Source organism: Verrucosispora sp. NA02020 (assembly GCF_013364215.1).
GTDB lineage: Bacteria > Actinomycetota > Actinomycetes > Mycobacteriales > Micromonosporaceae > Micromonospora.
The window spans coordinates 3,834,882-3,858,647 of record NZ_CP054923.1 but is presented as its reverse complement, the minus strand read 5'-3'; the positions used below and the strand labels follow the sequence as shown (position 1 = coordinate 3,858,647).

Annotated in this window: 17 protein-coding genes; 6 read left to right on the top strand and 11 right to left on the bottom strand. The window is 72.4% G+C overall.

Going from position 1 to position 23,766, the window contains the following annotated elements:
- Positions 1-45: 45 nt before the first annotated feature.
- From HUT12_RS16670 to HUT12_RS16625, 9 genes are all read right to left on the bottom strand, one after another.
- A complete protein-coding gene (locus HUT12_RS16670; protein WP_217706016.1) occupies positions 46-3,981 on the bottom strand; it encodes a ThuA domain-containing protein in 3,936 nt (1,311 codons plus the stop codon).
- A gap of 459 nt (positions 3,982-4,440) precedes the next feature.
- Positions 4,441-5,400 carry an AEC family transporter gene (locus HUT12_RS16660; protein WP_176093965.1) on the bottom strand — a complete coding sequence of 320 codons (960 nt, stop codon included), beginning with the start codon at positions 5,398-5,400 and terminating at the stop codon, positions 4,441-4,443.
- A 117-nt stretch (positions 5,401-5,517) separates the two neighbouring features.
- Positions 5,518-6,150, bottom strand: coding sequence for an HNH endonuclease family protein (locus HUT12_RS16655; protein WP_131053323.1), 633 nt, complete (start codon positions 6,148-6,150; stop codon positions 5,518-5,520).
- A 138-nt stretch (positions 6,151-6,288) separates the two neighbouring features.
- Entirely contained in the window at positions 6,289-6,954 is a 666-nt protein-coding gene (locus HUT12_RS16650; protein ID WP_131053324.1) for a YceI family protein, read from the bottom strand.
- A gap of 281 nt (positions 6,955-7,235) precedes the next feature.
- Positions 7,236-8,267, bottom strand: a complete 1,032-nt coding sequence (locus HUT12_RS16645) for a methyltransferase (protein ID WP_131053325.1) — start codon at positions 8,265-8,267, stop codon at positions 7,236-7,238.
- On the bottom strand, positions 8,264-9,442 hold the full coding sequence (locus HUT12_RS16640) for an aminotransferase class V-fold PLP-dependent enzyme (RefSeq protein WP_176093964.1): 1,179 nt from the start codon (positions 9,440-9,442) through the stop codon (positions 8,264-8,266). The genes HUT12_RS16645 and HUT12_RS16640 overlap by 4 nt, the downstream gene beginning before the upstream one ends.
- On the bottom strand, positions 9,439-10,698 hold the full coding sequence (locus tag HUT12_RS16635; protein ID WP_131053327.1) for a tryptophan 2,3-dioxygenase family protein: 1,260 nt from the start codon (positions 10,696-10,698) through the stop codon (positions 9,439-9,441). The genes HUT12_RS16640 and HUT12_RS16635 overlap by 4 nt, the downstream gene beginning before the upstream one ends.
- A gap of 45 nt (positions 10,699-10,743) precedes the next feature.
- On the bottom strand, positions 10,744-11,445 hold the full coding sequence (locus HUT12_RS16630; RefSeq protein ID WP_131053328.1) for a tryptophan 2,3-dioxygenase family protein: 702 nt from the start codon (positions 11,443-11,445) through the stop codon (positions 10,744-10,746).
- A 280-nt stretch (positions 11,446-11,725) separates the two neighbouring features.
- Positions 11,726-13,666, bottom strand: a complete 1,941-nt coding sequence (locus tag HUT12_RS16625; protein WP_176093963.1) for a DUF1996 domain-containing protein — start codon at positions 13,664-13,666, stop codon at positions 11,726-11,728.
- 210 nt (positions 13,667-13,876) lie between these two features.
- Here HUT12_RS16625 and HUT12_RS16620 point away from each other — a divergent pair, with 210 nt between their 5' ends.
- The 5 genes from HUT12_RS16620 (at position 13,877) to HUT12_RS16600 (ending at position 18,060) form a co-directional block, all read left to right on the top strand.
- Positions 13,877-14,656, top strand: coding sequence for a hypothetical protein (locus HUT12_RS16620; RefSeq protein WP_176093962.1), 780 nt, complete (start codon positions 13,877-13,879; stop codon positions 14,654-14,656).
- Between the two features lie 194 nt (positions 14,657-14,850).
- On the top strand, positions 14,851-15,573 hold the full coding sequence (locus tag HUT12_RS16615) for a hypothetical protein (RefSeq protein WP_176093961.1): 723 nt from the start codon (positions 14,851-14,853) through the stop codon (positions 15,571-15,573).
- 9 nt (positions 15,574-15,582) lie between these two features.
- The gene (locus tag HUT12_RS16610; protein ID WP_176093960.1) at positions 15,583-16,791 is read left to right on the top strand and encodes a sensor histidine kinase; all 1,209 of its coding nucleotides are present in this window, start codon (positions 15,583-15,585) and stop codon (positions 16,789-16,791) included.
- A complete protein-coding gene (locus HUT12_RS16605; protein ID WP_131057448.1) occupies positions 16,788-17,462 on the top strand; it encodes a response regulator transcription factor in 675 nt (224 codons plus the stop codon). The genes HUT12_RS16610 and HUT12_RS16605 overlap by 4 nt, the downstream gene beginning before the upstream one ends.
- A gap of 121 nt (positions 17,463-17,583) precedes the next feature.
- Positions 17,584-18,060, top strand: coding sequence for a response regulator (locus HUT12_RS16600; protein ID WP_131057446.1), 477 nt, complete (start codon positions 17,584-17,586; stop codon positions 18,058-18,060).
- Between the two features lie 122 nt (positions 18,061-18,182).
- Here HUT12_RS16600 and HUT12_RS16595 read toward each other — a convergent pair whose 3' ends face one another.
- Positions 18,183-19,121: a hypothetical protein gene (locus HUT12_RS16595; RefSeq protein ID WP_176093958.1), complete on the bottom strand. Its 939-nt coding sequence runs from the start codon at positions 19,119-19,121 to the stop codon at positions 18,183-18,185.
- 347 nt (positions 19,122-19,468) lie between these two features.
- On the opposite strand from HUT12_RS16595, the gene HUT12_RS16590 reads away from it, so the two are divergent.
- Entirely contained in the window at positions 19,469-21,085 is a 1,617-nt protein-coding gene (locus HUT12_RS16590) for a ricin-type beta-trefoil lectin domain protein (RefSeq protein WP_176093957.1), read from the top strand.
- A gap of 90 nt (positions 21,086-21,175) precedes the next feature.
- Here HUT12_RS16590 and HUT12_RS16585 read toward each other — a convergent pair whose 3' ends face one another.
- A complete protein-coding gene (locus HUT12_RS16585; protein ID WP_254876851.1) occupies positions 21,176-23,626 on the bottom strand; it encodes a cation-translocating P-type ATPase in 2,451 nt (816 codons plus the stop codon).
- Positions 23,627-23,766: the final 140 nt, after the last annotated feature.

The window sequence follows — 23,766 nt, the reverse complement described above, 5'->3', positions numbered from 1 at the left end:
TCGGACGTGGCCGGCACGGACGTCCGTGCCGGCCACGTCGACGGGTCAGCTCGTGTACGCCTCCACCTCGTAGAGCGAGTGGCCCCAGCCGGTGCCCCGGGCGGTGGCGTGGATCCGCAGGTACCGGCCGTTGGCGCCGAGTCCGGCGTGGTCGTCCACTCCGCCGTCGGCACCGGTCACCGTGCGCACGGTGGTCCAGGTGGTGCCGTCGGTCGAGGTCTGGATGGTGTACGCGCTGCTGTAGGCCGCCTCCCAGGTCAGCTTGACCCGGCCGATCGCGGTCGGGGCGCCCAGGTCGACCCGGATCCACTGCGGATCCGAGAACGCCGAGGACCATCGGGTGGTCAGGTCACCGTCGACCGCCTGGGCGCCGGTCATGCCGGCCCCCTCGTCGCTGGAGGTCGTCGTCGGCTTGTTCCGCAGCAGGTTGCCGCCGGACGGGCCGCCGCTGCTGCTGCCGTACACCTCGAACTCGAACAGTGAGTAGCCCCAGCCGGTGCCGCGCGCGGTGCCGGTGATCCGGACGTACCGGCCGGTGCCGGTCAGGCCGGTCAGGTCGTCCACCCCGCCGTCGCCGCCGGTGACGGTGCGGACGGTGGTGAAGGTGACGCCGTCCGGTGAGGTCTGGATCTGGTAGCCGCTGCCGTACGCCGCCTCCCAGGTCAGCTTCACCCGGTCGACCGCGTACGTGGCGCCCAGGTCCACGTCGATCCACTGCGGATCGCTGAACGCGCTGCTCCACCGGGTCCCGGCGTCGCCGTCGACGGCGTTGGCCGCGACGTAGGCCCCTTCGGTACTGGACGCCCGCGCCGGCTTACCGCGCGCCAGGTTGGTGCCGGGGTCGGGGTCCGGGCCAGGGCCGGGACCGCCGACGGTGCTGGTGGAGAGCGTGAACTCGTCCAGGTCGAACATGCCGCCGCCACCGGAGAACACCAGGAACAGGGTGCGGGTGCCGGTCGGGGCGGTGACCGCACCGGCGACCGTGGCGAAGGTGCCGTACCCGCCGGTGGGTGTCACGGTGGTCGAGCCGACCAGCGGCCCGGTCGGCGAGTCGACCCGCAGGTGGAGGGTGCCACCCGCACCGGCCGGCGCGCCGACCCGGGCGCTGAACGACCGGATGCCCGTCAGGTCGTACGGGCGGAACGAGATCCAGTCGTTGTCGTCGATGTAGCCGACCGCCGCGCCGCCGTGCGCGCTGCCCGGCCGGGTGATCTGGATGCCGGAGGAGTCCCCGAAGTGCTCGGCCTGACGGGTGCGGGGTTGCAGCACCGCCTGCGTGTGCGTGGTCAACGCCGGCTGCCCGCCTCCGCCACGGTCGGTGTACTCGGCGTCGATGATGCCGAAGATGTTCGCCGCGGTGTCGTGCTCGCCGTCGACCGAGGTCTGGATGACCCCGGTGCAGCCGCGCACGCTGCCGAGTTGGTGGCCGTGCGAGTCGTGGCCGAGGACGTAGTTCACGGTGACCCGGGCGCAGTCGATCGGGCCGTCCTGGGCGTCGGTGACGGTGACCGAGAACGGCACCGCGTCACCGAAGGCGAAGGTCTGCCCGTTGGTCGGGGTGTTGACGGTGACCACCGGGGCACTGTTGCCGACCGTGACGACCGTGCTGGCGGTGCCGGTCTTGCCGGTGCTGTCCCGGACGGTCAGCGTCGGGGTGCGTACCCCGTTGGTGGTGTAGGTGTGGCTCGGGTTCGGGGCGGTGGAGTCGGTGGTGCCGTTGTTGTCGAAGTCCCACGCGTAGCTGAACGGGTCGCCGTCCGGATCGAGTGACCCGGCCGAGGAGAACTGCACGGTCAGCGGGGCGACCCCGCTGGTCGGGGTGGCCGAGACGACGGCTCTCGGTGCGCGGCCGTCGCGGGCGTACTCGATGCGGTACAGCGCCGAGTTGGCGTCGCCGTTGAACCAGCCGGTGCCGTAGTCGAGCACGTAGAGCGCGCCGTCCGGGCCGAACTCCATGTCCATGACCTGGGTGCCGGTCCACGGAAACGGATTGATCGTGAAAGGTTGGCCGGCGGAGTCGAGCGTGATGTTCTTGATCCAGCGTCGACCGAACTCACCGGCGAAGTAGGTCCCGTCGTAGTACTCCGGGAACGCCACGTCGGAGGTGCTCGCCGGGTCGTACCGGTAGACCGGGCCACCCATCGGGGAGAGTCCGCCGCCGGTGAGTTCCGGCGGCGAGCCGGACCCGCCGTACGGCAGCCAGGCCGGCACGGCCGGTGGAAGCTGGGTGATGCCGGTGTTGTTCGGCGAGTTGTTCACCGGCCCGCCCGCGCAGTCGAACTTCGGGCCCGACGGTCCGGACGGGAAGGTGTAGTCGTTGTAGGCGTCGTTGCGGGCGGTGCAGTACGGCCAGCCGTAGAAACCGGGCCGGTCGATCCGGGCGAACTCGACGTTGCCCGCCGGCCCCCGGTTCGGGTCGGCGGTGCCCGCGTCCGGCCCGTAGTCGCCGAGGTAGACGACGCCGGTGGCCCTGTCCACGCTCATCCGGAACGGGTTGCGGAAGCCCATCGCGTAGATCTCCGGGCGGGTCCGCGCGGTGCCCGGGGCGAACATGTTGCCGGCCGGGACGGTGTAGCCGCCGGTGGCGCTCGGCCTGATCCGGAGCACCTTGCCGCGCAGGTCGTTGCTGTTGGCCGAGGTGCGCTGGGCGTCGAAGGCCGGGTTACGGCCAGGCCGCTCGTCGATCGGGGTGAACCCGGCCGAGTCGAACGGGTTGGTGTCGTCACCGGTGGACAGATACAGGTTGCCCGCCGCGTCGAAGGCCATGTCCCCACCGACGTGGCAGCACATGCCCCGGTCGGTGGGTACGTCCAGGACCAGCGTCTCGCTGGCCAGGTTGACGGTGTGGTCGGCGTTCACGGTGAACCGGGACAGCCGGTTGACCCCCGCCCAGCGGGCGAAGTCGGCGGCGGTGCCGGTGGCCGGTGCACCGCCGCCGGGAGTGTCCAGGGGTGGTGCGTAGAAGACGTACACCCAGCGGTTGGTGGTGAAGTTCGGGTCCACCGTGATGCCCTGTAGGCCCTCCTCGTCGCCGGTGTAGACCGGCAGCGTGGCGGCGACCTTGGTGTTGCCGACCGCGTCGGTGTAGCGGATGACGCCGTTGCGGGAGGTGTGCAGCACTCCCCGGTTCGGCAGCACGGTCAGACTCATCGGCTCGCCGGTCTCGGCCGCGCCCTTGGCCAGCTCCACCTGCTGGAAGTTCGAGTCGACGGTGGCACCGCACTCGGCCTCCGCCGCACCGGCCGCGCCGAGGATGCCGCCGAGCAGGTGCCGGCGGAAGTCCGGCTCGGCGTACGACGCGTCGGTGTGCCCCATCCCCGTGTACCAGGCACGACCGCCGGAGTAGGTGTGGCACCAGGAGATCGGATGGTCGGCACCCATGCTCCCGCCGGTGTAGGTGCTCTCGTCCAGCGTCGCCAGCACGTGCACGTCGCCCCGGGGGTTGGTGCGGTAGTTGTACCACTCGTCCAGCCGGGTCCACCGCTGCGGCAGGTTCGCCGTGGACGGGTGCACCCGGTCGGCGACCTTCACGGTGGCGGTCTGGTCGGCCGGGTGCGAGGCGAAGTACGCGCCGACCAGACCGCCGTACCAGGGCCACTCGTACTCGGTGTCGGCGGCGGCGTGCACGCCCACGTACCCGCCGCCGGCGGTGATGTATCGCTCGAAGGCGGCCTGCTGGGCGGCGTTGAGCACGTCGCCGGTGGTGGAGAGCCAGATCACCGCGGCGAACCGGCTCAGGTTGGCGTCGGTGAACTGGGCCGAGTCCTCGGTGGTCTCGACGGTGAACCCGTTGGCGGCGCCGAGCTGCTGGACGGCGGTGATGCCCGGGCCGATGGAGCCGTGCCGGAACCCGGCGGTCTTGCTGAACACCAGCACGCTGAACGGCGCGGCGACGGCGGGCGGTGCCGCCGCGACCAGGCCGCCCAGCACGAGCACCGCGCTCAGCGCGGCACCGAGCCAGGCTCTGGGGGATCTGCGCACGATACGTCCTTTCCACGGTGTGGGGAGGGCGTGCGCCGATCACGCCTGGTGAGGTGATGGAGGTGGAAGCCTGCCCCGTCGCGACGCGTCCGACAGGTCGCCGGTGCCGCGAAAGGCGGGGCAGGGCATTCATCGTGATGGCTGGGCCGGCGGCCCGTCAAGGGCTCCGCCGCAATCCGTGAGAGCGTTATCTCCGCAGGTCACAGGCGACTGGCGAAGCCGAGATCGAATAACGCTTTCTGCGCGGTCATTCGTCGGCGCCACCGGTGCAGCCGGAGCCGGACGCGGCGGGCAGGTGCACCACGCGCCCGCCGCGCCGGTCACGGACCGTCCATCAAGCCGCCGTTCTCCGCCCCGCCGCCGTTGTCCGCCCCGCCGCCGTTCTCCGCCCCGCCGTTGTCCGCCCCGCCGCCCGGGGAGTGCTTTCGAGGGCGGATCGCCGGTGCGGCCCGCTGCCGGTCAGCCGGCGAGCAGCGCCACGGCGATCAGCACCGGGACGGCGGTCACGGTGGAGAGCAGGATGGCGTCGCGGGCCAGCACGACGCCCCGGCCGTAGCGGACGGCGTAGACGAAGACGTTCTGCGCCGTGGGCAGGGCGGCGGTGACCGTGCAGGCCAGCACCAGCGGTGCGGACAGGCCGAGCCCGAAGCGGGCCACCAGGTAGGCGACCGCCGGGTGGACCAGCGTCTTGAGCACCACGGCGAGCCGGACGTCCCACGCGGTGTCCCCGGAACCGGGCGGCGGGGCACCGCGCAGGGACAGGCCGTAGGCGAGCAGGGCGGCGGGCACCGCCATCGCGGCGACCAGGTCCACCGGTCGCATCACCGGCTCCGGCGGCGACCAGCCGACGACGCTCACGAGCACCCCCAGGCCGCAGGCGACGGTGATCGGGTTCAACAACGGCCGGACAGCCGCCCGGACCACCGACCGACGCTCCCGCGCCGCCGACGGCTCCCGCGCCGCCGACGAATATCGTGCCGCCGACGACTCCAGCACCGCGAACGCCAGGGGTGCCATCACGACCACCTGGAACATCAGCACCGGCGCGACGAGTGCGGCGTCACCGAGCACGTAGACCGCGATCGGGATGCCGATATTGCCCGCGTTGACGTACGAGGCGGCGAGCGCACCGATCGTCGCCTCGGGTGCCGATCGCCGCCACCACAGCATCGTGACGGCCACGAAGACCGCCGCGACGACGGTGGTGCTGATCAGCGTGACGAGCAGGGCCGACGAGAAGACGGTGGCCACGTCGGCGCGGGAGACGGTCTCGAAGAGCAGGGCGGGTGTGGCGACGAAGAAGGAGACCCGGGAGAGCACGGCGGGCCCCTCCGGCCCCAGCAGCCCGATGCGCCCGACCAGGTAGCCGATCGCGATGACGGTGGCGATGACGGCGAAGCCCGTGAGTACGCCCTCCACCCGTCCGCCCTCTCCGTGCCGGTCCTTCCCCGGCCCACACCAGCAACCCACCAGGTGTAAGGAAGGGACCCCTCCTATACACGAGGCGTTAGTAGGGGGCCCTTCCTTACACGCGGGTCAGCAGGTGTTCAGCATGCCTGACAACGCCGACTTCTCGGCGCTGTCGACGGAGAGGCCGTAGTACCACTTCACCTGGATCCAGGCGCGCGCGTAGGTGCAGTGGAAGGCGGCTCGCGGCGGCTTCCACGCCGCCGGGTCCCGGTCACCCTTGGACGAGTTGACGCTGCCGGTGACCGCCCACAGCTCCGGACCGCCCAGGTCGTTGGCGTAGGTCTGGCGCCGCGCGGTGGTCCAGGACCAGGCCCCGGACCGCCATGCCTCGGCCAGCGGTACGACGTGGTCGATGGAGATGTCGGCCGGGTTCGTCCGGGTCACCCCGTCGTACGGGCTGTACCAGGACCCGGAGGTCGGATAGCAGTTGGCGTCGACGACCACGTTGCTGCCGTCGCGCTTGAGGACCTGCTCGCGGGTGTTGCAGGTGCCGGTGACGGTGATCCAGTGCGGGAAGAGGTCCCGGCTGTAGCTGGACTGGTGCGACTCGGCGGCCACGGTGAGCGCGCCGAGCCGGCTCACCGCCGTGCTGTGCGACGGGATGTTGGGCGGGGTGGCGCCGGCCGGTGCCGGGGCCACGACGAGGGACAGGGCGACGGCGACCACCGAGGCGAGGGCGGCCGTACGGGCGTGAGCCACTGGGCGACTCCTGACTGTCGCCTGCCACGGCGGGCGGGGGTCCCGCCTGACGGGATGGCAGGCACAGACGGATTGTCGCAGACATCGCGATCAATGGATGCTAATCGGTCGCCAACCTGCGGTGAACGCGGCGTGACGCTACGCCTGGCGGATCGCCTCACCGGCGATCTCGATGCGGACGCTCTTGCCGACCAGCACCCCACCGCTCTCCAGCACCACGTTCCAGACCAGGCCGTAGTCCTCACGGTTGATCTCCGCCGTCGCGCTGAACCCGAAGATGTCCTGCCCGTACGGGTCACGCCGGGCGCCGCCGAACTCCACCTGGAGGTCGACGGGACGGGTGATCCCCTTGACGGTCAACTCCCCGGCGAGCACGAACCGGGCGGTCGCCGGGCTCGCCGGATGCGCCGACTCCTCCGGGGCCGGCCGCCGGCCGAGGCGATGGTTCCTGAGCTTCGCCCAGTAGAAGATCGGATCGGTCTTCTCCAGTCGCGCAATTCCGGTACTGCGGTACTCCAGGGTGGGAAACGTCTCCACGTCGAGGAAATCGGCACTGCACAGGTGCGTGTCCCGATCCGTACTCGTCGTATCGATACTGCCCGCTTGAATGGTCGCCTCGATCGTCGACAGAAGCGGATCCTCGGCGACGACAATCTGCGCGGTGGCGTCCCGGAACTCACCCCGCACCGGGCTGACCATCATGTGTCGGGCGAGGAACCCGATCCGCTTGTGCGCCGGGTCGAGTCGATAGGTGCCGGGGGCGGGAATGGACAGCCCGTCCCAGGTCCGCGTGGAGCTGGTCATTGCTCGCTACTTCCTCCCCCGCCTCGCGCAAGGCACCCGCCACCTGCCCGGTCCGGCCGCGCGGGGCGGACGGTAACGGGCGATCACCGGGCCAGCATAGGGAGATCGCAGGCACTTCCCCGTGCTTCAGGGGTGCCGGTCGTGAGCACAATCACGGCCGCCCTGGGCGGGCCCGTCCGACGGTGGGGGACGATTCCGTGAATCGGTCGGCAATTGGTGTGCCGAGCCGATCACCGTACGAGAGGGAATGCATCGCCCACCGCGACGTCGACGGGTGACGATCAGCCCCGCGAGGTCGGTTTCCGGGCGGTCACCAACTCCCAGGTGCCGGGCAGCACGGTCACCTCGGTGAAGCCGGTGTCGACGAGCAGTGTGGTGTAGTAGCCGGCCTCACGCAGTCGACTCACACAGGTGTCGACACCGATCAGGAAGTAGCTCCAGAAGAACTGCATGGCCAGCCGGTCGGGGGTGCGGAACTCCTCGCAGATCAGCAGCAGGCCGCCCGGTTCCAGCGCCGCGTACGCCTGGGTCACGAGGTGCCGGGCCACCTCGTCGGGCCAGTCGTGCAGGACCCGGACGAAGGACATCGCGTCGTAGCCCGGGGGCAGTTCCTCGGTGAGGAAGTCTCCACCGACGAAGCCGAGCCGGTCCGGATGGCCCCGGGCGACGCGGGTGTGGTCCACCAGCGGTGCCACCGCGGGCAGGTTGTACACGTCGGCGCGCAGCTCCGGCGCGGTGTCCAGGACGTGCGCGGCCAGTGTGCCGTCGCCACCGCCCACGTCCAGCAGCCGACGACGCCCCGGCCAGAGCCGACCGGCGTGCTGCCGGACCGCCTCGACGACCGGCCCCAGCCCGACGGCCATGCTGCGTTCGAAGTCGGCGGTCTGTTCGTCGGTCTTCGGCGGCCAGGCGAAGTCGTCGTCGTCGATGCTCACCTCGCCCCGCAGGCTGTCGGCGAGCCGCCCGTGCAGCAGCCGCCACGGGTAGCGGTCCCGGTCGCGTTCGAGCGCGTCCGGGCCGACCACCGCCTCGACCGCCGCGCGCAGTCCGGGCACCGCCCGGTAGCGGGTGGCGCCGATGTCGCCGCCCGAGCCCTCCCGGACGAGGAAACCGAGACTCTCCAGGCAGTCGAGGAACTTGTACAGCCGCAGCGGGCGTACCTTCAGGTCGTCGGCCAGGGTGTCGAGCCGGACCGGACCGGGCTCCAGCTCGTCGAGCAGCCCGAGCGCGAGCGCCGTCTCCAGCACGTCCATGGCCTTGGGCCCGTTGGCGAGCAGGCTCATCAACGCGCGCGGGGAGAGCGTGACGGTCATCGACCCAACTCCTTGCCCAACGCGTCCATGAACGCGTCGATCTCGTCGAGGGTGTTGTAGGCGTGCGGGCCGACCCGTAGGTAACCGCGCCAGCTACAGACGAACTGCTGCGCGGCCAGCCGCCGCTTGACCGCCTCGCCGTCGGGCACGTCCAGGAACACCACGCCGCCGCGCCGGTGCGCGGCGGTCGGGCTGACCACGGCGATGCCGGCCTGCGCGGCGCGGTCCAGGACCCGCTGGGTGAGAGCGAGCGAGTGCCGACGGATCGCCGGTACGCCGACCCCGGCCAGCAGGTCCAGCCCGACCTGGGAGACCAGCGAGGTCAGCGGGTACGGCGTGCCGCCGGCGAACCGGCGCGCGTCGGGGGCCCAGCCGGTGGAGGGGCGGAAGGTGAGTGCCCGGTCGCCGGCCTGCCAGCCGGTCGCCGCCGGTTCCAGGTGCGGCACCAGGTCGGGCCGGACGTAGAGGAAGGCGGTGCCGACGCCGCAGAGCCACTTGCTCGCGCCGCCGAGGACGGCGTCGACACCGAGCGCGGTCACGTCCAGCGGCACCACCCCGACGGTCTGGAAGGCGTCCACCACCACCAGCGCGCCGACCCGGTGGGCCGCCTCCACCAGCCGGGGCAGGTCCAGGGTGGCGCCGGAGGTGAAGGCGGCGTGCGTGACGCAGACCAGCAGCGTCCGCTCGTCCAGGCGGGCCTCCAGGGCGTCCTGGTCGAGGTCCGGTCCGCCGGTGCCGACCACGTCGAGTCGCGCGCCGTAGCGACCGAACGCCCGGAAGACGAACGGGACCGTCGGAAACTCCAGGTCGGTGATGACCACCCGGTCGCGGGGCGGCCGGTAGTCGAAGCAGGAGGCCAGCCGGGCCAGCAGCGTACTCAGGTTGGCGTCGGTGACCACGCTGCCCGGTGGCGCGCCGAGCAGGGCGGCCACCGAGTCGGCGTACCGGTCGAGGCCGACGTGCCAGTCCTGCCAGGCGTCGTCACGCCAGGTGCGCAGGGTGTCCCAGTAGTCGTGCAGCACCCGCTCGGCACCGGCCGGCACCGCCCCGGTGGAGTTGTTGTTCAGATAGACGCAGGTGCGCAGCAGCGGGAACTCGGCGCGCAGCGCCGCGTGCACGGCCGGGTCGAGGCAGGCCGGCGTGTCGGGGCCGGGCGGGAGGTCGACGGGGTTCACGCGGGACGACCTCCGGTCGGACGAGACGGGTACGGGCCGACGGCGTCGAAGACCGGCAGGTCGCGTACCGCCGCCAGGTAGGGCGTGCCCTCGGTGTAGCCGGTGCCGGGACGGCGGCCCAGCATCCGCACCGCCACCCCGTAGTGGGTCCGCCGCCACTGCGCCAGGGCCTCGGCGAACCTGCCCATGCCGGCCGCCATCAGGCGGCGCGACGATTCGTCCAGCCGGCCGTCGTGGACCGCGCGACGGTACGCCTCGTCCACGGTCGGCTGGCCGTCGCGCACCCGGGCGCGGACCTCCGGCACGGACCGGTAGGCCACCGAGTCCAGCCGGTCCGGCGCGGGGGTACGGCAGAGCGACTCCACGAGCTTGTACGACCGGGACTGGATGGCGCTGGCGCCCTCGGTGTACTGCCGGAACGTCTGGAACGCGGCGGGCTGCATGGTGGCCAGCAGCGAGAAGAGCGAACCGGCGGTGCCGAGCAGGTCGCGGGCGTAGCCGAGCCGGTCGACGGCCCGGTCGGGCGGCCCGGTCCGCAGGGCGTCGACCACGCCCCGGAGTTCGTCGGCGACCCCGGCGAAGACACACTCGTATGCCTGGAGCACCCGGATGAACAGGTATTCGTCGTGGGTGACGTGCACCGGCAGCATGCTCAGCCGCAGCGACGGGTCGCCGGTGGTGTCCAGGCCGGCGACGACGGCGGACAGGGTCGTGGCGGCGGTGACGGGCGTGGCGTCGTCGATCGTCCCGGTGAGACCGAGACGGGCCAGGGCGGGCAGGGCGGCGCGGACGCCGAGCCGGAAGCGTTTGGCCACCACCGCCCGCCCCGGACGCTGCTCCGGCAACAGTCCGGTGACCTTGGCGGCAGCCGCCAGTTCGAAGGAGACCGCGTCGGCGACCAGCCGGACGACGAGCCGGTCCCGGCCCTGCCGGGCGTCGGCCCCGGCGTCGGGCGGCGGGTCGTCGGTCCCGTCGGGCAACCGGAGCAGCCGCAGGGCGAGGTAGCTACGGTAGTCGTAGCGGCCGTCCCACTTGTCCAGCGCGACGTCGAGGAAGTCACGCAGCAACCGCGCCCGTTCGTCGTACCCGGTCACCCTCGCGCGCGCCTCGTCCAACCGGGCGAGCAGTTCCTTGTCGACGAAATGTTTGCCGACCCGGTGGAATGCGTCGACCACCTGGTCGTAGGGGAATTCGTCGGGATCGGCCGCGCCCGCCGACCAGCTCGTCAATTCGCGCACGAAACCGCACCTCGACATTCCGAAGAGGATCGTAATCGGGGTCGGCCGAAGGCCGAGGAAAGGTCAGTGCAGCGCGACGGATTCCGCGTCGGGGGTGTGCAGACGCACCTGCCATAATTCCGGGAAGAATCGGTGGCCGACGAGCTTGGCGAGCATGTTCGCCGGGCTGCCCGGGGTGCCGGCCGGTGGGTGACCACCGATCCGCAGCGCCACCTGGTAGTGCCGCACCCGCCAGGACGCCACCCGCTCGTCCCACTCCACCATCGCCTCGGCCAGCCGGTGCGTCGGGTCGGTCGGGTCCAGGTCGGGCAGCGCCGCCGGGGCGATGCCCCGGGCGTCGAGGTGGTCGTGGAAGGCCCGGCCGAGTCGGCGGCTGAGCGTCTGGACCTGCCGCCATCCCGGCGACTCGGCACCGGAGCCGTTGCCCAGTGCGGGCTGCATGGCCTGGAAATCCGCTGGTGAGAGGTGCCTCAGCATCTCCAACTGGTCGGTGACCAGCCGGACCCCGAGGCTCGCCCGACCGAGCAGCGTCTCGGCCGCCACCATCTCCCCGGCGTCCACCCGGGCCACCGACTCGACCAGTTCCGCCGCCGCCAGCTTCAGCCACAGCTCGGTGGACTGGTGCACCACCTGGAACAGCAGTTCGTCGCGGTGGATCATCTCCTCCGGGGCCCGCTGAAGCCCGAGCAACGCCTCCGTACGCATATAACGTGCGTAGTCCGTGGCACCGTCGCCGGGCAGCACAGGTGACTGGTCACGCTTCACGGAATTGTCCCTCCACCGGCGGCACAGCCCGAATTGGCAATGCGGGGCGACTGACGCCCGGATATTATCCAACGCGGATCTCGCTTGCGCTAGCCGTCGCCGAAAAATCACCGAGAGTCAACTGCGAGGCGGCGCGGAGGAGAACTCGCCACCTGAATGTGGCCGTCAATTATCATATTGACGATAACCAGTCAACCCATTCGGATCGGATCACGCGCCGAACAGCGCGAGGCGGCGTGGCCCGGACCGGGCCACGCCGCCTCGTCGTGCGGGAGAGAGGTCAGCCGGAGAAGACGGTGAACTCCGCCACCGACCACCAGTTGCTGGCCGAACCCGTCTGCACCACCCGCACGTGGCGGGCGTCGCGGGCCTCGAAGTCGACCAGGGTCTGGTTCGTGAAGCCCTTGCCGCTGGCCACCGGACCGGTCCAGTTCCTTCCGTCGGTGGAGAGGAACACCTGGTAACCCCGGGCGTGGTCGGCACCGGTGGAGAGCAGCGAGACACCGCTGACGGTCCGCACCGACCGCATGTCGACGGTGAACGACTGCCCGTTGGTCATCGGCGCACCGGAGGTCCACCGGGTGCCGGTGTCACCGTCGAGCATCCGCGCCGCGGTGTCCGCGCCGCCGGAGGCGGTGGCGGTCCAGCCCGACCGGCTCAGGACGGTACGGCTGCCGGGCACCTGGTACTGCTCGTCGAGGGCCGCACCCGCGCCGGGCTCGAACTGGTCGTAGCCCCGGCTGTCGCACTGGCGACCGGCGTTGATGCAGTGCTTCACCAACGCGGCCAGGGTGGGCGTGTCCCACACGTTGTAGAAGTCGTAGTGGAACGAGTAGCCCCGCCCGCTGGAGAGCCGTACCTGCGACATGTCGCCGCTGACCGGCCAGGCCATCTTGAACTCGATCATCGGCACCGCGACCGGGTGGCTGGTCGGGCAGACGCCGTTGACCGGGTACACGATGTGGCTGACGTGGTCGGGGGTGTCCAGGTGCCGCCCGTCCCAGCAGCTCGGCGCCTGCATCCGGACGTTGAGCTGGGTGCCGGAGGGGCAGTTCGCCGGGAAGTCCACGTTGTCGTAGCTGTTCCCGCACTCCCAGCCCTTCTGGTAGGCCGGGGAGGACTCGAACTGCGCGGCGGTGGTCATCGGGCTGCCGACGAGGAACCGCAGGCCGGGCGGGAACGGACGGACGCTGGTGTAGTCGCGTACGCCGCTCTTGTAGTAGATGACCTGCGGCCCCTGCGGCACGATCGGCGTGTTGCCGTTGAGCAGAGTCGGCATCCAGTAGCCCGACTTGTCGCCCGGCACCCGGCAGGTGGTCGCGCCCCTCGGCAGCGACTGCATGGTGCTCGCCGCGTTGGTCGTGGTGTTGCCCATGAAGGTGTGGTCGTGCGACGCCCCGGGCCGGTTGAAGAAGACGATCGGGTCGTCCTCCAGCCGGTGGCTGACCGCGCAGTTGACCTGGAACTCGCGGTGGTCGCGGCGCGGCGGGTTCGCGGTCGAGGGCGTCACACCGGTGACCGGCCGCTCGGCGAGCACGTAGTCGCCGGGGGTCGGCGCACCGGTCGCCCCGTTGCCGTGGCCGGCGGGGTGGGACTGGCTCGGGCTGCTCGATCCGGGGGTGCCCGACGCGCTGGGCGTGCCGGAGGCGGCCCCCGACGTCTGTGGGGCGGCGGGGGTGGCGCTCGCGCCGGTCAACGCCCCGAACACCTGGAACTCCCACAGTGAGTAGCCGTACCCGGTGGCCCGCTTCGTGCCGTACATCCGTACGTACCGGCCCTCGCCGGACACGTCGAGGCGTTGGGTGCCGCCGGTGCCGTTGCCGGTGCGGTAGATCGAGGTCCAGGCCAGCCCGTCCGGCGACACCTGGATCTCGAACTCGGTGGCGTAGGCGGACTCCCAGTTCAGGACCACGCTGTCGATCCGGGCCGGAGCCCCGAGGTCGACCCCCAGCCACTGCGGGTCGGCGAAGGTGCTGGACCAGCGGGACTTGGTGTCGCCGTCGACCGCGCGCTCGGCGGACCACCGTCCGCCCTCGCTGGACGAGGCCGTCGCGGGCTTGCCCTGGGACAGCGGGGCCTCCTCACCGGCGGCCAGACGCAGCGGTCCCATCGCGGTCCAGGAGGTCAGCGCGGCGGTGACGGCGAGCGTCACCGCCACCATCCAGTACCGCCAGCGCGGCCGGCGGCGCGGCCCGGACGCGGGCAGGTCGCGGGTTGGCATGGAACCTCCGAGGTCTCGATCCGTTCGTCGGCGACGAATGTCGCGGTACGCTAACCACGCCCGACGGCCCGGGAGATGAGGCTTAGGACCCAGGTGAGGGTCGCCCAGGGCCCAGCGGGGCCGGCTTCGGTGCCGGGCCGGGCCGCCTCTGGGCCCGACTGGGTCTTTCGGCTCAGGAACGGGCACGAACCGGCGTCTACCGTCGTGGCCATGTCTGCGGCAAGTGATGATCAACCCGGTCCGACCGGTCCCGGACTGTGGCGGTTGATCGGCGCTGCCGCGCTGGCCTGTCTCGGTGTGATCGTGCTCTGGTCCACCTTCCGGCAGCCGGAGCCGCCGGACGGGAGCACCCGCGCGCTGGACCAGATGCCGTCGCAGGCACCGGTGGAGTCGCCGTCCGACCCGCCGACCCTGTCACCCCTGGGCGCGGAGGGCGGGTCGGTGCTCCCCACCGGCGACCCGGAGAGCACGCCGTCGGTCGCCACCAGCGGACCGGCCGCACCGACGCCCGGCCGCACCAGCGCCGGCCCCACCCCGTCGGCCACGACGCCGGCCGCGCAGGTCCTGCCGACGTCCGCCGCGGCCACGCCGAGCGGTACGCCGAGCCGGAGTCCGGCCGCGCAGTTCCGGCCGGTCACGGTCCAGGCCGAGGCACCCGGCAACCTCCGCAGCGGCGGCGCGGACGTCGCCTACTGCGACTCCTGCGACGGGGGCGCCCGGGTGCGCTACCTCGGCCGGCTCACCGTCTACCTGGATGTGGCGGCCGCCGGGTCACGCACCGTGACGGTGGGTTACACCGCCGACGGCCCTCGGGATCTGAAGGTCGTCGTCAACGGCGGTGCGCCGCAGACCTTCAGCGTCACCGGAAGTGACTGGGAGACGCCGCGCAGCTTCCGGTTCACATCGTCGATACCTGCCGGACGCACCGCCGTAACGTTCTACAACGACAGCGGACCACCGCCCGATATTGACAAAGTCACGGTCAGCTAACAGCGACCCTTGCCGAGGCAAGTACACATAGGTGTTGTGTACATTCGCTGCCGTGTGTACGGAGAAGCGGGCCCCTCGTCCGATTTCTGACTCCCGAGTCAGGGGGATCCACGGTGCCGTCTGAACCGTCCCCGGACAGTAGTGGTTCTGACCAGCGGTTTCTCGGCGCCTCGACAGACTCGACATCACTGCGGGTGCCCCTCTGGGCCGGGATCGGCAGCCTGGCGGGCGCCATGGTGCTGGCCGCCGTGCTGATCCCGCCGCTGATCCTCGCCAACGACGACGACGGTCGGTCGGATTCGACGCAGAGCCAGGTCGACCCGTCGAGCGCTCCGCCCAGCGTGGCCGGTCAGCAGCCCGAGGGCCCCGCCGTCCCGACCGGGCCCGAGCGTACGCCGAGCCCGGGCGCTCCGAGCGGCACACCGCGTCCGGGCGGTGGCGGCCACGCCTTCCCGGTGCCGGAGGAAGAGCCGTCGCGCACACCCACGTCCGCCCCGACGAGCCGGAACCCCGGCCCGACCGCGAGCGCCAGCGCGACCGGCGGCACCGAGCGGTTCCGACCGCTCACCGTGCAGGCCGAGGCACCGGGCAACACCCTCGGCGGCGGCGCCCAGATCGCCACCTGTTCCGCCTGCGACGGCGGCGCGCGGGTGCGCTACCTGGGCAACCTCACCGTCTTCTTCGACGTCCCCACGGCCGGTCGCCGGACCGTCACCGTGCACTACACAGTGGACGGGCCACGGGAACTCCGAGTCGCCGTCAACGACGCCAGCCAGCACACCTTCGCCGTCACCGGCACCGCCTGGGACTCGCCGCGCAGCGTCCAGTTCGACGCCACGGTCCCGGCCGGACGCGTCGCGGTGCGGCTCTGGAGCGACAAGTCGGCACCCGACATCGACAAAGTCACCATCAGCTGACGGCAACGGATGAGCCGGTTCGTCGCATACGCCGCTCTCTGTCGGGCAGTCCTGCTCGGCCGGCTCGTCGTGACCATCGCCGCCGTCGGAGTGGGACTGCGGCTGGTGGACGACGCGTGGGCGGCGGTCCACACGCTCGGGCTCATCGCCGCGACCACGGCGGTGCAGGTCACCGTGCTGAGCAGGTGGCCGACCGCGATCCGGTGGCGGTTGAGCTTCCTCGCGCTGGACGCCGCGCTGATGGTCACCGTGCTGGTGGTCAGCGGCGGCGGGATCGGGTTCTTCTGCTACGCGGCCGGGCACGCCGCCCTCACCGGGGCGCTGCTGGGGGCGCACGGCCTGCCACTCTGGACCGTCAACGCGGTCCTCGGCTTCGCCGTGGCGACCCAACTGCTCCGCGCGGACGGCGGCGTGGCCGGCACCTCGGTCGCCGCGCCCTTCATGCTCGCCTTCCCGATGATCAACATCGTCTGCGGCTTCGGCGCGGCGGTGGCCACCGCCGCGCTCGCCCGCTACATCGAGGCGACGGTGGCGACGGTGACCGCCGCCCAGCGCTCCGCCGCCGCCTCGGAACGGGCCCGGCTCGCCCGGGAGCTGCACGACTCGGTGGCCAAGACGCTGCGGGGCGTCTCCTTCGCCGCGGTGGCGCTGCCCGGTCTGCTCCGTCGGCAACCGGACCTGGCCGAGCAACTCGCCGGCACCGTCTCCGAGGGCGCCGACGCGGCCGTGCGCGAGGCCCGTGACCTGCTCGCCGGGCTGCGCCGTGACCTGCCGGACCGACCTTTCCCGGATAACGTGAGGAGCATCTGCGCGGAGTGGTCGACGCGCAGTGGCGTCCCGGTTCAGGTGATCGCACACGCGGTCGAGCCTCCCGTGGCAGCCCGCTACGAACTCGCGCAGATCCTCAGCGAGGCGTTGCAGAACGTGACCCGGCACGCAGAGGCGACGCTGGTCCAGGTAGTACTCCACCGCTCGGAGGCACATGTGGAACTCACCATCACCGACGACGGCAGGGGTTTCCCGATGCCCGGGGATCTGACCGACCTCTCCGGCGCGGGCAGCTTCGGCATCGTCGGCATGGCCGAGCGGGCCCACGCCGTCGGTGGCACCCTGCGCGTCGAGTCCCACATCGGTCGCGGCACCCGGGTGATGGCCCGGGTTCCGCTGTCCGGTCCGGTGCCGGAGTCCGGCCGCGCCCGCCAGGCGGCCTCCCGATGATCGACGTGCTGATCGTCGACGACAATCCGATCGTCCGCACCGCCATCCGCGGCTACCTCGCCAGCGCCGAGGACGTCCGGGTGGTCGGTGAGGCCCCGGACGGCCGGACCGCGGTGACCGTGGCGACCCGGCTGCGGCCGACCGTGACCCTGCTCGACCACCGCATGCCGATCGCCGACGGACTCAGCGTCGTGGACCAGCTCGCCCAGCAGACGTCGGTGCTGGTGTTGACGAGCGACTCCGACGACGAGCTGATCGCCGGGATGCTGCGCGGCGGCGCCAGCGGCTACCTCGTACACGGCGAGTTCGACCCGGCGGAACTGCTACGCGCCGTCCACGCGGTGGCCGCCGGTCAGGGCTGGCTCTCCCCCCGGGGCGCCTCGGTGACCATCGCGGTGCTGCGCGAACAGGCCAACCGGGAACGCGACACGGTGGGCCGTGCCGAGCAGATCCGCCGGATGCGGCAGGAGTTCGGCCTGACCAGGCGGGAACAGGAGGTGGTCGAGCTGCTCGGCGCCGGCCACTCGAACGCGGCGATCGCCCGACGCCTGCTGCTCACCGAGAAGACCGTGAAGAACCACCTCAACCACATCTTCGCCAAGCTGCGGGTGACCAACCGAACGGAGGCGGTGGTGCGCTGGTCGGGCCCGGACGGTACGCCGATTCGGTGACCGGCTGAACGCGGCGCGCCCCGGCGCCGTTGTGTGGGCGGTGGTGACGTCGCACCGCCCGACACCGACGGGAGCGGGGACCGGATGGCAGCCGTATCAGCCCAGGCGCGACTTCGGCGTGATGGGTAGTCGGCAGGTACGCGCGGTCGGTCGGACCGCGCCGACGATCAGGGTGTTGATCGCGCATCCGCACCCGGGCGAGCGGTCGGTGATCCGTACCGTGCTCGACACCGGGGAACGGATCCGGGTGGTGGCGCTCACCGGTGACGCCGGTGAGGCGGTGGCACTCGCCGACCGGATGCGGCCCACCGTGACCCTGCTCGACGATCGGATAACCGCCCCCGAGGGCACCGACCTGGTGCGGGCGCTGGCCCGGCGATCACCGGTGATCGCGTTGACCGCCGCCACCGAGCACCGCACGATCAGCACCATGCTCCGCGCGCCGTTCAAGGGCTGCCTGGTGTACGGGCACCACGAGCCGGCGGACCTGCTCGGTGCCGTGCGGGCCGTCGCGTCCGGACTGGGCTGGCTGTCACCGGTGGCGGTGGCGGCGGTCGCCTGGGCGCTGCGCGAGTCCACCCGACCGCAGAACACCTAGGTCCTGCTTCGTCAGGGCGGTCGCGCCGAGGCGGAGTCCGGGCGGCGTTCCGGCGGGGACGTCTGTCCCGGGCCGGCGTTGCGCGCGCGGTGGTCCGGGCCGGTGGGGGCCGCTCTCCCCCGCTAGACGGTCGGGCTGATCCGGATCGACCAGCGCGTCGGCACCGCGTCGCCGAGCAGGACCGGCACCGGCCCGCCGCAGACGCTCAACTGCCGGGCCACCTGGACGGCCCGCCGGTCCAGCCCGGCGGCGAGCACGACGCCGGAGGTCTGCGACAGTCGTGGGTCGAAGACGTCCGCGACCCGGCGGCACTCGGCCGGCAGGCGGTCGTCGGTCAGGTCGCCCACCACGGTGACCTGACCACCGGCGTCGAGGACCTGCCGGACCAGGCGCGACGCGTACCACCGCTGCTGCGGCGGCGGACCGCCCAGGGTCAGCGCGTCCGGGCAGCGGGCCAGGTCGACCTGGAGGATTCGGCCGGACGCCGCACCGAGCAGGAGCGGAAGGGTCGCCGAGCAGGGCTCCCGGACCCCGGCACGCCAGGTGTGCGGCGGGCCGGGCCGATCGGCGCGGGCACCGTCGAGCGACACCGTGACCGCCCGTCCGTCGAGCAGGACCTCGGTGGTCAGGGCGTACGGGTCGACCAGCGTGGACCGCCCCGGCGGGCGGGGGCGTGCGTCGGGCCTGGACGCGACGGTGGGTCCGATCGGGCGGGACAGCACGGCGGTGCGGGCCGGCGACGTCCCGGTGCGCCGAGGCGAGAAGTGGTCGGCGAGCGTCGGCACCGCAGCGGACACGGCCGGGGTCAGCAGGGTGATCGTGGGTGGCGATCCGGCCGGCATCGACGGGTCGGGTGCGGAGGGCGGGCGGGGGCGACCGCGCAGCACCGCCACCGCGAGGGCGAACAGGATGACCGCGCCGAACACGCCGGCGGCCTGGGTCAGCGGCGCGCCCGGCGGGAAGGGCGTCGGGGCGGCGGCCTGGGCCGGACCGGCCGGCAGGAGCACGATCGGCACGAACGTGCCGAGACCCGAGACGGCGACCCGCCGCAGTCGTCGCACCCCTGGTTCCCCTCCGGCCGAGCCGTCCCGACCGGCAGTGGTCGCCGGTCGGCCGTGGCGCGGGGACGGGGACCCCGACCCGCCCCGCCGCACGGTGCCCAGAGCTTCCCAGCCGCGACGGGACATCGGTAGTCCCCGATCACCTCGGGGCCATCGACCCGGTCCGGTCCCCCGTCCGCCCTCCGGACAGGGGCGTCCCGGAGTCCCTTTCGAGGGGCACCGCGACGTCCCTCCTCCGACGGCGGGCGTACCGGGCCCACAGGTCACCGGGATCGTGCCGTCCACGCTGAACGGAGCGTTCCGTGTGCGCGTCGAGACGGTGACGTCAGCACCGGAAGGGAAGACACGTGGAGCCCGATCGACCCTCCGCCCGCCCCCGGCTGGGCACGTTCTCGCGTCGCGCGGTGGCCGGCGGTGTCGCCGGCCTGGCCGCGTTGTGCGCGGTGGCCGCCGCCGTCGGTTGGGGCGTGGCCTCGGACACGGACGCGCCGACCGGCCGTCCCGTCTCCGACGAGCACCTGACCACCATCCAGGCCGCCGCCCGGTCCTGTCCCGTCCTGACCCCGTCCCGGCTCGCCGGCCAGCTCATGGCCGAGTCGGGCATGCGCGCCACCGCCACCGGCACCGCCTCCGGCGGCGAGGGCATCGCGGGGCTGGACTCCGAGGCGTGGCGGTCCTGGGCGCCATGGCCGAACGCGCGGCGCTCGGACACCACGGCGAACGTGATGGCGCTGGCCCACCACATGTGCGACCTGAGCGGACACATCCGGGTGTCCCGGCTCGACGGGGACGCGTGGCGGTTGTCGCTGGCCGCGTACCACACCGGGCTCGACGACGTCCGGACCAACGGCGGCATCCCGCCGTCGGCGGTCGAGTACGTCGACCGGGTCAGCGGCTACTCGGCGTACTACAACAGGCTTCCCTCGTTCGGCCGCTCCGACGAGCCCGGGCCGGGCCCCGACCGGCAGCCGCCCAGGGCGGTCCCGGCCGACTACGTCCAGCACGTCGTCCGCGCCGGCACGATCTGCGCGGAGGTCCCGCCCGCCGCGGTCGCCGCCCAGGTGATGGCCCTGTCCGGGTTCGATCCGAACCTGCTCGGCGCGGACGGCCGGCGCGGTATCGCCCAGTTCCTGCCGGAGGTGTGGCAGGAGTACGGCCCGACCACCGCCTCGGTCTGGGAACCGCGCACGGCCATCCCGGCGCTGGGCGCCACGATGTGCGCGATGCGGACCGAACTCGCCGGCATCGAGGGTGACCCGTACCTGCTGGCGCTGGCCGCGTACCGTGGCGGGCCGACGGCGGTGCGGCAGACCGGGGGCGAGCTGGACCGCTCCACGCAGGCGTTCCTGCGTACGGTCCGCGAGCACACCGAGTACTACGAGCTGGACAGCCGGCTCGCGGTGAAGGTACGCACCACGAGCCCGGCCCCCTCGGCCTCCCCCACCCCGACCGGCAGCCCGTCCCCGGAGCCGTCCGACCCGCAGTCGCCGGACACCGACCCGGACAACCCGTCGCCGCGCCCCTCCGCCTCGCCGTCGCGAACCCGTGCCGAGACGCCGGTGGCGAAGCCGCCGGCGCGCCCGTCCGGGGCGAAGCAGCTCGTCGGCATGGAGACCGGGCTCTGCGTCACCGCCGGCACCAGCGACGGCGTACGCGCCACGCTGGAGCGGTGCCGGGAGACGCAGTCGCAGTGGTGGACCTTCCGGTCCGACGGCAGCGTCCGGGCCAACGGCCTCTGCCTCGACGTCGCCTGGGGCGAGGCGAAGGACGGCACCCCGGTGCAGGTCGCACTCTGTAGCGGCAACCCGGCGCAGAAGTGGGAGTGGATCGAGTCCAACGGCCGCCGCTCCCTGTTCAACCGGGACACCGACCGGTGCCTGGACGTCGAGGGACACTCGGCGGGCGCCCCGATGATGAGCTGGCTCTGCGTGTTCAACCCGAAGCAGACGTTCACGCTGAAGTAGCGGCCACCCACCGTGGAGCCCGGCACCCCTCGGGGATGCCGGGCTCCACGTCGTCGCGGGGCTCTCCGGAAGGCCGACCCGCTCGGGTGGTCAGTCGGTCGGGGTGGGCGGTGGTGTCGCCCGGCGACGGGTGACCGCCCAGACGGCCTCCATCAGCAGGCCCGCGCCGACGGCGACGGCGGCCCCGGTCACCGGGGCCTGGACGCCGATCAGCCGGAGCTGGAAGAACTCCTGGAGGCCGGGCACCACCAGCACCGTGGTGAAGGCCAGACCCATGCACAGCACCAACAGGATCCGCCACCAGGTGTACGGCCGGGCGATGATGGACAGCGCCCAGAGCGCCACGACGAACAGCGTCAGCGTGGCGACCGACGTCTCCGCGGCGAGGTCGCCGCCGTAGTGGGCACGGGCGGCCGCGTACGCGCCGATGGTGGCGGTGGCGGCGAGGACGCCGCCGGGGACCGCGAACCGCAACACCCGGCTGACGAAGTCTGGCCGGGCGCGTTCCACGTTCGGCGCCAACGCCAGCACGAACGCCGGGATGCCGATGGTGAGCGACCCGATCAGGGTCAGGTGCCGGGGCAGGAACGGGTACGGCACGGACGCGAGCACCACGATGATCGCGAGCAGCACCGAGTAGACCGTCTTGGTCAGGAAGAGGTTGGCGACCCGCTCGATGTTGCCGATCACCCGTCGGCCCTCGGCGACCACCGAGGGCAGCGCGGAGAAGTTGTTGTCGAGCAGCACGATCTGGGAGACGCCCCGGGCCGCCGCGCTGCCCGAACCCATCGAGATGCCGATGTCGGCGTCCTTGAGCGCGAGGACGTCGTTGACGCCGTCGCCGGTCATCGCCACGGTGTGCCCCTGGGACTGGAGGGCGGCCACCATGGCCCGCTTCTGCTGCGGGCCGACGCGGCCGAAGACCGAGTGGGTCTCCACGGTGCTCGCCAGCACCTTCGGGTCGGTGGAGAGGGTCCGCGCGTCCACCGGCTCGGCGGCGCCCGGCACGTCCACGCTGCGGGCCACCGCGCCGACCGAGACCGCGTTGTCACCGGAGATGACCTTCGCGGCGACGCCCTGGTCGGCGAAGTAGCGCAGGGTGTCCGACGCCTCCGGGCGGACCCGCTGCCGGAGCACGACGAGCGCGACCGGGACGGTGGCCTGCGGCACCGCCGCCGGGTCCGCCAGCGCCTCGGTGAGCGGGCGCGAGTATCGGGCGAGCAGCAGCACCCGCAGGCCCTGCCGACCGTAGGTGTCCGCCTCGGTCAAGGCCGGATGCTCGGTGAGCAGCATCTCCGGCGCACCGATCAGCCAGGTGCCGGTGCGGCCGGACGGCTCGGCGAGCGTCGCGCCACTCCACTTGCGCGCCGAGGAGAACGGCGCGGTCTCGCGTACGCGCCAGCCGGGCGGGGCGGGACACCGCTCGACGATCGCCCGCATGCTGGCGTTGGGCCGTTCGTCGCCGATGCCGAGCGCGCCGAGCACCACCTCCACCGGCACGTCCGGCGTCAGCGACCGGATCTCCGCCACGTCCATCGTCGCCTCGGTGAGCGTGCCGGTCTTGTCCAGGCACACCACGTCGACCCGGGCCAGACCCTCGATGGCGGGCAGTTCCTGCACCAGGCACTGCCGTTTGCCGAGGCGGATCACGCCGACCGCGAAGGCGACCGAGGTCAGCAGCACCAGGCCCTCGGGCACCATCGGCACCAGCCCGGCCACCATCCGGCGTACCGCCTCGGGCAGGTCGTCCCGGTTGACCAGCAACTGGCTGATGATCAGCGCGATGCCGGCGGGGACGATCGCCCAGGTGACGAAGCGCAGGATCCGGTCGATGCCGCTGCGCAGCTCGGAGTCGACCAGGGTGAAGCGTTTGGCCTCCTCGGCGATCTGTGCCGCGTACGCGTCCCGGCCGACCCGGGTGGCGCTGAAGACGCCGGTGCCGGCCACCACGAAGCTGCCGGAGAGCACGTTGTCGCCGACCGCCTTGACCACCGGGTCGGCCTCGCCGGTCAGCAGCGACTCGTCGACCTCCAGGCCGTCCACGGCGGCCAGCCGCCCGTCCACCACGATCTTGTCGCCGGGGCCCAGCTCGATCACGTCGTCGAGGACCAGCTCGGACGAGGTCAGGTCGACGGTCCGGCCACCACGGCGTACCCGGGGGCGGGCCTCGCCGACGATCGCCAGCCGGTCCAGGGTGCGCTTGGCGCGGACCTCCTGGATGATGCCGATCAGGGTGTTCGCGATGATCACGCCGCCGAAGAGGGCGTCCTGGATCGGGCCGACCACCACGATGATGGCGAACAGCACGCCGATGATGGCGTTGATCCGGGTGAACAGGTTGGCCCGGACGATCTGCCAGAGGCTGCGGCTGGTGCTCGGCGGCAGGTCGTTGACTCCTCCGGCGGCGACCCGCTCGGCCACCTCCCCGACCGACAGCCCGGTCCGGATCCGCTCTGCGGTGACCGGATCGAGACTCTGCGTGTCGACCGGATCCATCTCGTCCGTGGCCTGCCCTCGACCGGCGGCACCGGCGGATTCCACGTGGTTGCTCCCCCCGATGACGCGCGTGGACGTGCTCGTGACGAGCACCCCGCTGACGCTACCCGGCGGCCGTGAGCAGCCACCACGCATCAGCGACCACCGGCGACCCTGAGTTTTCCCGGGGTTGCCGGTGGTGAGAA